Origin of the sequence: Nocardioides psychrotolerans (genome assembly GCF_900113685.1) — a bacterium.
GTDB classification, from domain to species: Bacteria; Actinomycetota; Actinomycetes; order Propionibacteriales; family Nocardioidaceae; genus Nocardioides; species Nocardioides psychrotolerans.
This window is the reverse complement of sequence record NZ_FOQG01000003.1, coordinates 301,431-314,112: the sequence shown is the minus strand read 5'-3', so window position 1 is coordinate 314,112 and position 12,682 is coordinate 301,431. Positions and strand designations below refer to the sequence as shown.

General features: G+C 71.0%; 10 protein-coding genes. 2 read left to right on the top strand and 8 right to left on the bottom strand.

Features of this window, described 5'->3' with window-relative positions:
• Positions 1-5 precede the first annotated feature (5 nt).
• The 8 genes from BM204_RS05850 to BM204_RS05815 all read right to left on the bottom strand — a co-directional run bounded on the left by BM204_RS05850 (position 6) and on the right by BM204_RS05815 (position 9,242).
• The gene (locus BM204_RS05850) at positions 6-800 is read right to left on the bottom strand and encodes a DUF1295 domain-containing protein (protein ID WP_218031155.1); all 795 of its coding nucleotides are present in this window, start codon (positions 798-800) and stop codon (positions 6-8) included.
• Positions 797-2,119, bottom strand: a complete 1,323-nt coding sequence (locus tag BM204_RS05845; RefSeq protein ID WP_091111165.1) for an SAM-dependent methyltransferase — start codon at positions 2,117-2,119, stop codon at positions 797-799. Before BM204_RS05845 ends, BM204_RS05850 begins: the two co-directional genes overlap by 4 nt.
• Complete coding sequence (locus BM204_RS05840) at positions 2,116-3,417, bottom strand: SAM-dependent methyltransferase (protein ID WP_091111163.1); 1,302 nt, start codon at positions 3,415-3,417, stop codon at positions 2,116-2,118. Before BM204_RS05840 ends, BM204_RS05845 begins: the two co-directional genes overlap by 4 nt.
• Entirely contained in the window at positions 3,414-5,465 is a 2,052-nt protein-coding gene (locus tag BM204_RS05835) for an FAD-dependent oxidoreductase (protein ID WP_091111161.1), read from the bottom strand. Before BM204_RS05835 ends, BM204_RS05840 begins: the two co-directional genes overlap by 4 nt.
• 3 nt (positions 5,466-5,468) lie before the next feature.
• Positions 5,469-6,191: an anti-sigma factor gene (locus BM204_RS05830; protein WP_091111159.1), complete on the bottom strand. Its 723-nt coding sequence runs from the start codon at positions 6,189-6,191 to the stop codon at positions 5,469-5,471.
• A complete protein-coding gene (gene sigK, locus BM204_RS05825; RefSeq protein ID WP_091111158.1) occupies positions 6,188-6,790 on the bottom strand; it encodes an ECF RNA polymerase sigma factor SigK in 603 nt (200 codons plus the stop codon). The genes BM204_RS05830 and sigK overlap by 4 nt, the downstream gene beginning before the upstream one ends.
• Positions 6,791-6,830: 40 nt before the next feature.
• On the bottom strand, positions 6,831-7,499 hold the full coding sequence (locus tag BM204_RS05820; protein ID WP_091111156.1) for a fasciclin domain-containing protein: 669 nt from the start codon (positions 7,497-7,499) through the stop codon (positions 6,831-6,833).
• A gap of 114 nt (positions 7,500-7,613) precedes the next feature.
• Positions 7,614-9,242: a molybdopterin-dependent oxidoreductase gene (locus BM204_RS05815; RefSeq protein WP_091111154.1), complete on the bottom strand. Its 1,629-nt coding sequence runs from the start codon at positions 9,240-9,242 to the stop codon at positions 7,614-7,616.
• Between the two features lie 55 nt (positions 9,243-9,297).
• Between BM204_RS05815 and BM204_RS05810 the strand changes: the two genes are divergently transcribed.
• Together BM204_RS05810 and BM204_RS05805 are read left to right on the top strand one after the other, a co-directional pair.
• Complete coding sequence (locus BM204_RS05810) at positions 9,298-10,089, top strand: enoyl-CoA hydratase family protein (RefSeq protein WP_091111153.1); 792 nt, start codon at positions 9,298-9,300, stop codon at positions 10,087-10,089.
• A 377-nt stretch (positions 10,090-10,466) separates the two neighbouring features.
• Positions 10,467-12,665: a HelD family protein gene (locus tag BM204_RS05805; RefSeq protein WP_091111151.1), complete on the top strand. Its 2,199-nt coding sequence runs from the start codon at positions 10,467-10,469 to the stop codon at positions 12,663-12,665.
• The last annotated feature ends 17 nt before the right edge of the window (positions 12,666-12,682 follow it).

The following is a 12,682-nucleotide window of genomic DNA, read 5'->3' as shown; positions in this document are numbered from 1 at the left end:
GCCAGCTAGCCCTTCGGCGGTAGCGGGAAGAACATCGACGTGCGTGCGGCGTAGGCGGGGTAGCCCTCACGCTGCATCATCGTCTTCTCGAGCAGCCGGGCCCCGGTGGCGAAGACCAGGAAGTAGGTCATCGCCACCGGCGCCAGCACGGTCGCCAGGCCGGCGACCCAGCCGGAGCCGAGTCCGGCCATCAGCCAGACGCCCCACCAGATGCAGGCGTCGCCGAAGTAGTTGGGGTGGCGGGTGTAGCGCCACAGCCCCCGGTCCATGACCTTGGGTCGGTCCGGGTCGGCCTTGTAGGCAGCGAGCTGGGCGTCGCCGACGGTCTCGAAGAGCAGGCCGACCGTCCACAACAGGATCCCGGCCACGACGATCGGCCAGCACCAGACGTCCGAGACCGCACCGACCTGCACCGGCAGGGAGATGAACCAGATCGCGAAGCCCTGCACCAGGAAGACCTTGCGGACCGCGAGGCCCAGGCCGACCTGGTCGAGCGGGCCGCCGAGGAGTGCCTCGTAGCGAGGGTCCTCCCCGTGGCCGACAGCCCGACGGCGGATGTGCCAGGCGAGGCGCAGACCCCATGTACTGACCAGCGCCAGCACGATCCACCGCCGGACCGGATCACCGTCCGTCGTCAGCCCGACCACCGTCGAGGTGAGGGCGACGAGGACGAATCCGAGGCCCCAGGCGACGTCGACGACCGCCACGCGGTTGAGGCGGCGCGCGGCGAAGGCCGTGACCACCATCAACAGGGCGGCCGAGGCGAGCGCGACCAGGGAGGCGAGCAGGACGTCGTTCACCAGTCGCGCACCCAGGGCAGGCTGTGCTGCCCGTCGGGACGCACCATGAGGATCTGGTCGACGCCCATGCGACCGTCCCGGAAGGCCATCGCGCCGCCGACGAGGTAGAGCCGCCAGACCCGCACGACCTCCTCGCCCACGAGCTCGGTGAGCCGCTCGAGGTGGGCGTCGAAGCGCTCGAGCCAGCCGGCGACCGTCAGCACGTAGTGCTCACGCAGGCCGTGGACGTCGCGGACCTCAAGGCCGCTCCTCTCAAGGAAGGCGATGGTCTCACCGACGGGGCGCATGTACATGTCGGGCGCGATGAAGTTCTCGATGAACGGTCCACCGCCGGGCCACCTGCCGGTGCGCGACATCTGCTGGATCAGCACGCGCCCGCCCGGCTTGACCGAGCGGTGCAGCACCGAGGCGTACGTCGGGTAGTTGCCCTGCCCGACGTGCTCGCCCATCTCGATGGAGGAGACCGCGTCGAAGTGGTCGCGCTCGGGGACGTCGCGGTAGTCCTGGAGACGGATGGTGACCTTGTCCTCAAGACCGCGCTCGGCGATCCGGGCGTCGATGAACCTCTTCTGCTCCGCGGCGATCGTGACGCCCACGACCCTGGCGCCGAAGTGCTCGGCGGCGTGCAACGAGAGCGAGCCCCATCCGCAGCCGACGTCGAGCAGGGTCATGCCCGGCTCGAGGCCGAGCTTGCGACAGACCAGGGAGAGCTTGTCGAACTGCGCCTCCTCGAGGGGCTGCTCGGGCGAGGAGTGGTAGCCCGAGGAGTAGGCCATCTGCGGCTCGAGGATCAGCGAGTAGAACTCGTTGGAGAGGTCGTAGTGGAAGCTGATCGCGGAGCGGTCACGCAGCTGCGAGTGCAGCCGCCCGCGCAGCTTTGCCTGCGAGGCGGGTGCAGCAGGTGGACGACCGAGGGCACCGATCCCCATGACAGTGCGCACAGCGCGGCTCATCGCCACGATGCTCGGTCGTCCACCGCTCAGTCCCCGGTCGCGAGCGACCGAGAACGCATGGGAGAGGACCCGGTCGAGGTCCCAGCCGTCGACCTCGTGGACCTCGAGCTCGCCGGTGACATAGGCCTGCGCGGCGCCGAGCTCGCCCGGGTGCCAGAGCAGACGGCGTACGGCGTCGGGCGTGCGCAGCTCGACGAGCGGGCCGTCCACCGGGCCGGCCTCGGACCCGTCCCAGGCGCGCAGCCGCATCGGCAGCTCGCCACCCACGAAGGGCGCGAGCGCCGCGGCGAGCTGGCCGGCCACTCCTCCGGGACCACCGGTGCCGGGCGACGAGGGGCGCGTGGCCGTCCCGACCTGGCTGGTCATGCGGTCTCCTGCGGACGGGTGAAGGTGATCTGGTTGACGTCGATGTAGCCCGAGGCGAAGCCACCGCGGGAGTACTCGAGGTAGAAGTGCCACATCCGCAGGAACCGCTCGTCGAAGCCGAGCTCCAGCACCTTCGCCGAGGCACCGAGGAACGTCTCGTCCCACAGCCGCAACGTCTCGGCGTAGTGGGCGCCCATCGAGAGGCGGTTGGTGACCCGGATCGTCGTGTGGTCGCGGGTGATCTGGTCGATCACGTCGACCGAGGGCAGGAAGCCGCCGGGGAAGATGTATTTGTTGATCCAGGTGTAGGTCCGCTTGGTCGCGAGCATCCGGTCGTGGGGCATCGTGATCGCCTGGATGGAGACCCGGCCACCGGGTGCGAGCACCCGGTCGATGGTCTCGAAGTAGGTCTGCCAGTACTCCCAGCCGACGGCCTCGATCATCTCGACCGACAGCACGGCGTCGTAGGTGCCGGTGACGGCGCGGTAGTCGCACAGGTCGACCGAGACCTGCTCGGTGAACCCGGCGGCGGCGATGCGCTGGTCGGCGAGCGCCTTCTGCTCGGTGGACAGGGTGATGGTGCGCACGACTGCGCCGCGGCGCGCGGCGCGGATGGCGAGCTCGCCCCAGCCGGAGCCGATCTCCAGGACGCGGGTGCCCTCGCCGACGTGAGCCTCGTCGAGCAGGCGCTCGATCTTGGCGCCCTGAGCCTCGTGCAGCTCGCCGGCCGTGGGGACGGCGGTGGGGGCAAGCGCCTGAAGGTGGTCGCCGCGGTCGACGACCTCGGAGGGGAAGAGCGCTGAGGAGTAGCTGAGGGAGGCGTCCAGGAACTCCTCGAAGAGGTCGTTGGACAGGTCGTAGTGGTGCGCGATGTTGCTCTGGGTGTTGTCCTCGGAGTTGCGGTGGAACCGCGGCGGACGGGACACGACGAGCGCGCGCAGCTTCTGCAGGCTCTGGGGCACCAGGTCGGAGACCTCTGCGGCCAGCACGGTCATGAGCTCGCCGAGGTCCGCCGGCTCACGGGTGTCCCAGGCGCCGGTGAGGTAGGCCTCGCCGAAGCCGATCAGCTGGTGGCGACCGATCCGGGCGTAGAACTCCTCGGGCCGGTGGATGACCATGACGGGCCCACCCTTGCCGAAGGTCTCCTCGCCCGAGACCACCGTGACGTCGAGGCGCTCGACGGCGGCGTGGAAGAGCCGCTTGGCGATGGCGGAGGACACGGCGGCGCGGGGACCCGACGGAATGGTGTCGAGACCGGGCCAGTAGTTCGCGGACTGGCGTGCGGGTGCAACGGTCATCGCGAGACTCCTTCCTGGTGGTGGTGCGGGCGGGGGCGGATCGGCAGACGTCGGAGCCAGAGCCAGATGCCGTGGGCTCGGATGAGCGCGGAGTGGCGCAGGACAGCGGGGGCGGCGCGCCAGGCGGGTCGGTTGCTCCGGCGACCCTTCAGGGCGGCCGAGAACACCGCCCCGTCGTCGCTGTGGAGCGTGACCGCGATGGCGAGGCTGCGCCCCGGGACCGGGACGGCGAGGTCGTAGCGCCCGTCGGTTCCGTGGAACGGGGAGACGTACATGGCCTTGTCGGTCGTGGCGCGCCCGTTGGCGTCCGGCTGGACGAGGTAGGCGTGCCGATCGCCGTAGGTGTTGTGCACCTCGACGACGGTGGCCACGCGCTCGCCCTGGGAGTCCCAGCACCAGAAGACGCTGATCGGGTTGAAGCAGTAGCCGAAGGCTCGGGCGTTGGCCGCCATGAGGATCCGGCCGCCGCCCCCGTTGCCACCCAGGGTGACGCCGTGCTCGGCAAGGAAGTCCTCGATGTTGGCGCGGAGGCTCCGCTCGGGCGACCCGAGGTGGTCACGTGCCTCGAACCGGCCGAGGATCCCGTGGTCCGGCAGCGCGTCGAGGTCGACGAGCCAGGTGTGCGAGGCGTGCTCGAAGGAGCGCACGAACGGCGCACGACGGGTGTGGGAGATGGTGGTCTCATAGACCTGGCCGCCGGCCGGCAGCGCCGGGACCGGGGTGCGATCGGCCCGCTCGCCCTGGTCGGGCCAGGTGAGGCCGAGCCGCTCGACCGCGGCGAGGCCGGAGCGAGCGCCGTCCTCGTGGAAGCCCCAGCCGTGGTAGGCGCCGGCGAAGGCGACCCGGTCGGTGTCGATCTCGGGCAGGCGAGCCTGCGCGGCGACCGAGGTGGGGTTGTAGAGCGGGTGCTCGTACTCCATGCGGTCGATGACCGTGGCCGGGTCGATGAGGTGCTCGCCGCCTAGGGTCACGAGGTAGTGGACGTCGGTGTCGAGGCGTTGCAGGCGCGTCAGGTCGTAGGTGACCAGCACGCCATCGCCCCCGTCAGCTCCCTGTCCCGCGGTGGGGCGGCGGAAGTTCCACGAGGCCCAGGTGTTGGCGGTCTCGGGGAGCAGGGAGGTGTCGGTGTGCAGGATCGCGGTGTTGGGCGCGTAGGGCATCGCCGAGAGGAGCTCGCGCTGCAGCTCGGTCGGCTCGGCCAGCATCGTGAGCGCCTGGCCGGGGTGGGCCGCGATGACGATCGCGTCGAAGGTGGTGACCTCGCCGTTGCCGTCCGTGACCTCCACGCCGTCGGGGGTCTCGAGGACCGAGGTGACCTTGGCGCCGAGGCGGATGTCGGGGAGGGCAGCCGCCACGCGATCGACGTAGGAGTGGGAGCCGCCGGTGACGGTGCGCCACTGCGGCGAGCCGAAGATCGTGAGCATCCCGTGGTGCTGAAGGAAGCTGAAGAGGTAGCGCGCGGGGTAGTCGAGCGAGACCTCGGGGTCGCACGACCACACCGCCGCGACGAGGGGCTCCATGAAGTGGCGCGTGAAGTAGGGCGTGAAGCCGCCCTCGTCGAGGAAGACCCGGAGCGTGGTGTCGGCGTCGGCTCCGGCGCCGCTCTCGGCGGCTGCGAGCAGCGCCTTGGCGCGGCGGTGGAAGCGGGGGATCTCGGTGAGCATCCGGAGGTAGCGCGGGTTGGCGAGGTGGCCGGCGGTGGGGATGACGCCCTTGCGGCCCAGCGCGCCGGCCCACTCGAGCCCCGTCTGGTCGTCGCGGATCGACATCGACATCTCGGAGGGCTGTGTCTGCACGCCCAGCTCGGCGAACATCCTGAGCAGGACCGGGTAGGTGCGCTCGTTGTGGACGATAAACCCGGTGTCGATGGCGAGCTCGCGCACGCCTCGCGCCGAGGTCTCGGGGACCCGGTGGGTGTCGGCATGGCCGCCGAGGCGGTCGTCGGTCTCGAAGAGCGTGACGTGAGCGGTCTTGGCCGCGACGTAGGCAGCCGTGAGTCCGGCGATGCCGGAGCCCACCACCGCCACGCGGCGTGGTGCAGTGGTCATGGGTCAGACCTGCTCGAACTCGAACGTCGCGATGGGGAAGGTGGTCGGGTGCTTCGAGCCGCCGGCCGGCTCGATGCTGACCGCGGTCGCCTCGGCGGTGCCCGGGTCGCCGTCGAGGACGACGGCCACCGCACCCTCGTCGGTCATCAGACCGGCGGGCACCATGATCCCGTCGTGCTGCAGCCAGAGCGCGTAGGTCTTGTCGTCGGGGAGCTTGGCCAGGCCCTTGGCCTCGATGACGGCCTGGTTGAGGCTGCGCGAGCGGGTGACCTTGATGGTGCCGCCCGTGACGGGACTCTTGGTCCAGGTCTCGGCGTCGGAGGCCTGGAGGACCCGGTCGGCGGCGCTCAGGGAGAACTGCGTCGTCTCGTCCTGCCAGGGCTGGGTCGCGGCGACACCGGTCCCGATCAGGGTGATCACCGCGGCCGCGGCGACCAGAGCCGGAAATCGTCGCTTCCTGCGCTCGGTGGCCAACGAGACCACGGGGGAGACCAGAGGGGGGAGGGGGCGGACGGTCTCGATGCCGGCCAGGACGCGGTCCCGCAGGGCGGCCGGAGGTGCTACGAAGGCGGCCTCGGCGAGCACTCCCGATGCCTCACGGAGGCTGTCGACCTCGGATCGGCAGGTCGGGCACTCGTCCAGGTGGCGCTCGAACTGGGCGCGCTCGATGTCGTCGAGGGCGTCGACGGCGTAGGCGCCCGAGAGTGCGTGGATGTCGCTGCTCATGCTCCTACTCCCATCGTGTCGCGCAGACGGATGAGCCCGTCGCGTATGCGTGTCTTGGCCGTGCCGACCGGGAGGTCGAGCATCGTTGCCACTTCCGTGTGTGTGTAGCCGCCGAAGTAGGCGAGCTCGAGCGCTTCACGCTGCACGGCGGTGAGGCTGTGCAACGCAGTTCGGACTCGTCTTGCTTCGAGCGAGGCGTGTGCTGCGTCGGCGGTCGAATCGTGGTCGACTGCCTGGTTCTGCGAGTGGTACGTCGTGTCCCGCCTGGTGGCGGCCTCAGCGGACCGCACCCGGTCGACCGCCTTGCGGTGGACGATCGTGAGCATCCAGGCCGTCGCACTCCCTCGCTCAACATCGTAACGAGAGGCCTTGCGCCAGATCTCCAGGAAGGCCTCTTGCGTGACCTCCTCGGCCTGGGCCGGGTCCCTCACCACGCGGACCGCGAGCCCGTAGACCCGCGTCGCCATGGCGTCGTAGAGGAGCGAGAATGCCGCCTGGTCCCCGCGAGCGGAGAGATTGAGGAGCTCGGAGAGGTCGTGCGCCACCGGCGCCCCCTTGGTGGAGGGGGCGCCCGTGGGTTCTGGCCTGAGAGGATCCATGCTCAGATCCTCTCGTTCAGATCGCTTACGTGGGAAGAGATTACTTGGCGCCGGCCATGACGGCGTCGATGATGTAGACCGTCGCGTTGGCGGTGGGCACGTTGCCGCAGATGACGTTGGCGGTCACGACGCCGTCGGTGACGGTCATGCCCGTCTCGTCGCCCTTGACGGTCAGCGTGTCCTTGTTCAGGGTCTCCTGCTCGCCGACGACGGCGGCCGGGTCGAGCTGACCACCGATGACGTGGTGGGTCAGGATCTTGGTGAGGAGGGCCTTGTCGGCGAGGATGCCGTTGAGGTCCGCCTCGGGGATCGCGGCGAAGGCGTCGTTGACCGGCGCGAAGACGGTCAGGTCGGGGGCGTCGTTCAGGGTGCCCACGAGGTCGGCCTCGCCCACGGCGGTGACCAGCGTCGACAGCAGCGGGTTGTTGCTGGCGGCGGTGGCGACGGGGTCCATGACCATGCCGTCGAAGGAGCCGGCGCCGTCGGCCGGGACAGCAGCGCAACCCTCGCCGAAGGTCTGGTCAGCAGCGCTGGCCTCGGCCTCGGTGGGCTCCTCGGCGGGGGTCTCCTCGGGAGCAGCTTCGGAGGTCTCGTCGGTGCCGGTGGCGGTCTCGGTGTCGCCCTCGGAGCCACAGGCGGCGAGGGTGAGGGAGAGGGCGATGGCGGCGGTGGCGATGCCACCGTTGCGGCGAAGGGTCTGGAGCTTCATGGGATTTGGTGCCTTCCGTTGGGGAACTTACAGGAGTCATTCGGTGCTGACCGGCCGCCGGATTGGAGCCGGTTTGTCCATTTCGTGTGGGCTGGACCACTGGTGCGGAGGTGGCTATTCCACGGTGACGAGGAACGACTGGATGCCGCTGGAGCCCCCCGGGAAGGGGTTGGCGGCCGTGGCCGTCTGGGTCTCGCCGTCGCCGCTGATGACGCGTGCGGCGACCGTGCGGGAACCGGCCTTGGCGTCCCACTTGTAGAACCACTGGCGCCAGTAGTCGTCGCCGCCCGTGGGGCCGAGCTCGGCCGGCTGCCAGGGGCCGCCGTCGATGCGGACCTCGATCTTGTCGACGCCGCCCTTCTGCTGGGCCCAGGCGACGCCACCGATGACGACCTCGCCGGCCTTGAGGGAGTCGAGGGCGTTGGGGGTGTCGATGCGCGCCGAGATCTTGATCGGGGCGTCGGTGTCCCAGTCGCGCTCGGTCCAATAGGCCTGGGCGTCGTCGTAGGTGGTCAGGGTGAGCTTCGTGACCCACTTGGTGGCGCTGATGAAGCCGTAGAGACCGGGCACGATCATCCGCGCCGGGAAGCCGTGCTCACGCGGGAGCGCCTCGCCGTTCATGCCGATCGCGATCATCGCGTCGCGTCCGTCGGTGGCCAGGTCGAGGGGCGTGGAGATGGTCATGCCCTCGAAGTCGGTGCTGAGGATCTGGTCTGACTTGGAGCCGACGCCGGCCAGGTCGAGCAGGTCCTGGAGGCGTACGCCGAGCCAGCGCGCGGACCCGACGTAGGGACCGCCCACGGAGTTGGAGACGCAGGTCATCGTGATGTCTCGCTCGATGAGGTCCATGCCGAGCAGGTCGTCGAAGGTGAACGTCATCTCGTTGTCGACGTCCCCGTCGATGGTCAGCGTCCAGTCGTCGGCGCTGATGATCGGGGTGTCCAGGCGGGTGTCCACGCGGTAGAAGTCGCTGTTGGACGTGACGAAGCTGCTGATGTCCTTGACCTGGCCGTCGAGACCCTTCGGCAGCGCCGCGGCCGGGTCGGCCGCCGCGGGGAGGGTGATGTCCTCGGGACGGCTGCGCAGGTTGCCGATCAGCTTGCCGGCGCTCCCCATGACGGCGGCAGCGGCGGCCAGGACGCCCATGGCGATCAGGACCCCGCGGCGGGTCGGGCTGGACGCCTTCTGGTCGGTCTTGTCGCTCAGCGCGTGCTGGGGGCCCTCGGAGGAGACGGTGTCGCGCTCGCCCATGGGGTGTGGCAGGCGCTTGGACGTCGTGTCGGGCGCGCTGCCCACGGCCGGGCTGGTCGCCACGGCGGCCTTGGCCGTGCGGTCGAGCCACCACAGGGCGGCGACGCCGGCGACGGCGGTCAGGATGCTGGGGACCAGGTCCACGATCTCGGCGGCAGGCCGGCTCATCGCGGCGGTCCCGGCGACGGCCACGAGCACCACGAGCAGGCCGGCACCGAGCGCGAAGCGGCGGCGGGCAAGGATGCCCGCGATCGCGGCGAAGACGAGCACACCGAGCATCACCGAGCCGATGAGGATCGCCTTGTCGGCGGTGCCGAACTGCCGGATCGCCCACTCCTTCATCGGGGTGGGAGTCAGGTCGATCACGGCCGACCCCACGGCCAGGACGGGCGACGCGGCAGGGTTGAGCAGCGAGGCGACCAGATGGCCCGTCGCCATGCCGACCAGGGTCGCCAGGAGTCCGAAGGAGGCGTAGAGCAGACGTTTTTGCATGCGAGGGGTTCGGAGCGGGAGCCGGTCCGGATGGGGCTGCGGCAAGATGACCCGCATGACCCCTGTCACTCACGCCGCGACTGACGCCTCGACCGAGCGTCCCGCTGAGCTCGTGCACTGCGTGGTCTCCGACGCCGTCGCGACCATCACGCTCGACTCGCCCCACAACCGCAACGCCCTCTCCCGCCAGCTCGTGACCGAGCTCTTCGCCCACCTGCGCTCGACGGCGCAGGACGATGACGTGTCCGTCGTGGTCCTGCGCTCGTCCGGCCGGGTGTTCTGCTCCGGGGCCGACCTCACGGAGGCCTCCGAGGGCGGCATGGAGGAGGGTGCGCGGGTCCTGGTCGAGATGCAGCGCCTGATCGTGGCCCACCCCAAGCCGGTGGTGGCGGCGCTGCACGGCCCGGTTCGGGCGGGCGGGATCGGCATCATCGCGGCCGCCGACGTCGTGGTGGCGGCCGACGAGGCGAGCTTCGCGCTCACCGAGGTCAAGCTCGGTCTGGCTCCTGCGGTCATCTCCCTCACGGTGCTACCCCGCATGACCTCGCGGGCGGCTGCCCTCACCTGCCTCACCGGAGAGCCGTTCACCGCGGCCGAGGCGGTGGTGATGGGCCTGGTCACGCGAGCGGTGCCGGCCGCGGAGGTCGACGACGCCGTCGCGTCGGTCGTCGCCTCCCTGGCGACGGGCGCCCCCCAGGGGCTCCGGGAGACCAAGGCGCTGCTGGCCCGTGACCTCCTCGCCCGCATCGACGCGCAGGGCGAGGACATGGCCCGGCTCAGCGCCCGCCTGTTCGGCAGCGACGAGGCCCGCGAGGCGATGGCGGCCTTCCTGAACCGCAAGAAGTGATCAAGGTCCGCCCCTCGGCCTCCACGCCGGGCGGCTGCGCACCATCACTCATCTCTCGGAGCCTGTTACCGACTCGTGGCAGCCTCGTGGGCCTGGTGTGGTGGTCGGTTCCGTAGCGTTGGGGATGTCGGAAGGCCCGGGGGGACCAACTGACATGGGGGGACACGGAAGCCCCGCACGAGGCGCATCGGGGGACGCGCCAGTGCGGGGCATCCGCCATTTCAGCCACCTTCCCGTTCGCGATGGCGAGCAGATCATGGCCCTCGGCGTCAGGCGTTATAGGCTTGCGGACTTGCTCGGACGGCGGGTCCCCCAGGACGGGAGCCACCGGCGAGCGACGTGAGCGACGTGAGCGTCGGGGCTGAGGGGAAACCGCGTTGTCTGAGGAGCTGGTCGAGCGCGAGGTCGCTCGCGAGCAGGAGTTCGTGGACCGGGTCTACGTCCAGCTGAACGACTCTGCCTCGGCCGCCCGTCGGCTGGCCCTGGAGGGCCACGACCGCGGCAAGCTCGGCCACGAGGGTGGCCTCGTCGAGCGCGACGCGATGGTCTTCCAGGCCGCCAAGCGCATCGCCCAGCTCGACGCCGCCCACGAGGGCCTGGTCTTCGGCCGCCTCGACCTCCAGGCCGAGGTCGACACCGCCCCGCGCTACATCGGCCGCATCGGCCTGCGAGACGCCGACCGCGACTCGTTGCTCATCGACTGGCGGGCCCCCGCGGCTGCCGTGTTCTACCAGGCGACGGCGGCCGAGCCGCACCACGTCGTACGACGGCGCGTGCTGCGCGCCACCGGCTCCCGGGTCGTCGGGGTCGAGGACGAGCTGCTCGACGCCGAGGCGCACGCCGAGCTCGAGGCCCAGGGCGCGGAGCTCCCGATCGTCGGCGAGGGCGCGCTCATGGCGCAGCTCTCCCGTGCCCGCGACCGCTCCATGCACTCGATCGTCGCGACCATCCAGGCCGAGCAGGACAAGGCGATCCGCGCACCCAGCAAGGGCGTGACCGCGATCTCCGGCGGCCCGGGCACGGGCAAGACGGTCGTGGCGCTGCACCGCGCGGCCTACCTGCTCTACAACGAGCGCCGTCGCTACGAGGCCGGCGGCGTGCTGATCATCGGGCCCAGCGGTGTCTTCATGCGCTACATCGAGCGGGTCCTGCCCAGCCTGGGCGAGACCGCGGTGGCCCTGCGCTCCCTCGGCGAGGTCGTCGACGGGGTCAAGGCCAGCCGGCACGACGAGCCGGCCGTGGCCGACGTCAAGGGCTCCGAGCGGATGGCCGAGGTCGTCCGCCGCACCTCGCGCCAGCAGGCGCCGGGCAGCCCCACGGAGTTCCGCGTGTTCTGGCGCGACGACATCATCGTGCTCGACCGCGGCGCGCTCGGGCGGGTGCGCCGCAACCTGATGTCCCAGGGCCGCCGCAACCGCCAGCTGCCCCGGGTCGCCACGACGCTGCTCGACGCGATGTGGCGCCAGGTCCGCGGCGAGCGTGGTCGCGAGCGGGGCCGCGAGGCCTTCGACGACGACATGCTCTCCCACCGCGACTTCGTCGACTTCGCCGTGGCCTGGTGGCCGCCGCTCGCGGCGGCCGACGTGCTCGGCTGGTTGCGGGACCCCGAGCTCCTCGCCCGCGTCGGGGAAGGCGTCGTCACGGCCGAGGAGCAGCGCCTGCTCACCAAGTCGTGGAGCGGCGACGCCTCGCTGTCGGTGCAGGACGTCCCGCTGCTCGACGAGCTGCGCTACGCGCTCGGCGACGTGCCCGCCCAGGTCGAGGACGACCGCGACGACCCGATGGCGCTCATCGACGGCGCCGTCGATCTCCAGGAGCTCACCACGGCCTCCGACCGGGAGTACGCCCCGTCGGGTCGCGCCTGGGCACCCCCGACCTACCGCATCGAGGACGACCCCTTCGCCCACATCCTCATCGACGAGGCGCAGGACCTCACCCCGATGCAGTGGCGCATGGTCGGCCGCCGCGGCCGCACCGCGTCCTGGACGATCGTCGGCGACCCGGCCCAGTCCTCCTGGCCGGTGCCGGAGGAGTCGCGCACGGCGCGGGCGACGGCGCTGGACGGCAAGGCGCTCCACGAGTTCCACCTCTCGACCAACTACCGCAACTCCTCGGAGATCTACGCGCACGCCGCGGCCTACGCCGAGCGCGTCGGCCTCGACGCCGACCTGCCCACCGCCGTGCGCTCGACCGGCATCGAGCCACAGGTCGTCACCGGGGTCACCGACCTCGAGGCGGCCACCCGCGCTGCCGTGGTCGAGATCGCCGGCGAGGTGCGCGGGACCGTCGGGATCGTCGTACCTGTCGCCCGACGCTCCGAGGTCAACGCCTGGCTGGCGTCCTGGCCGGAGCTCGCCGCCCACGCACCCCACGCCCGCGATGCCATCGACTCCTCGGTGCCGCCCTCGGGCGTCGACCGCGTCGTCGTGCTCACCGGCCTCGACACCAAGGGCCTGGAGTTCGACGGGATCGCGGTCGTGCGGCCGCAGGAGATCGAGGACGAGTCCGCCACCGGACGCGCCACGCTCTACGTCGTGCTCACCCGCGCCACCCAGCTGCTGACCACCGTGAGCTGAGCGAGGGCTCCGGAACT

Excerpts from the sequence above, each read along its gene's own strand:
- BM204_RS05845 (WP_091111165.1), bottom strand. The coding sequence starts at position 2,119 with ATGACCAGCCAGGTCGGGACGGCCACGCGCCCCTCGTCGCCCGGCACC.
- BM204_RS05840 (WP_091111163.1), bottom strand. The coding sequence starts at position 3,417 with ATGACCGTTGCACCCGCACGCCAGTCCGCGAACTACTGGCCCGGTCTC.
- BM204_RS05835 (WP_091111161.1), bottom strand. The coding sequence starts at position 5,465 with ATGACCACTGCACCACGCCGCGTGGCGGTGGTGGGCTCCGGCATCGCC.
- BM204_RS05830 (WP_091111159.1), bottom strand. The coding sequence starts at position 6,191 with ATGAGCAGCGACATCCACGCACTCTCGGGCGCCTACGCCGTCGACGCC.
- sigK (WP_091111158.1), bottom strand. The coding sequence starts at position 6,790 with ATGGATCCTCTCAGGCCAGAACCCACGGGCGCCCCCTCCACCAAGGGG.
- BM204_RS05820 (WP_091111156.1), bottom strand. The coding sequence starts at position 7,499 with ATGAAGCTCCAGACCCTTCGCCGCAACGGTGGCATCGCCACCGCCGCC.
- BM204_RS05815 (WP_091111154.1), bottom strand. The coding sequence starts at position 9,242 with ATGCAAAAACGTCTGCTCTACGCCTCCTTCGGACTCCTGGCGACCCTG.
- BM204_RS05810 (WP_091111153.1), top strand. The coding sequence starts at position 9,298 with ATGACCCCTGTCACTCACGCCGCGACTGACGCCTCGACCGAGCGTCCC.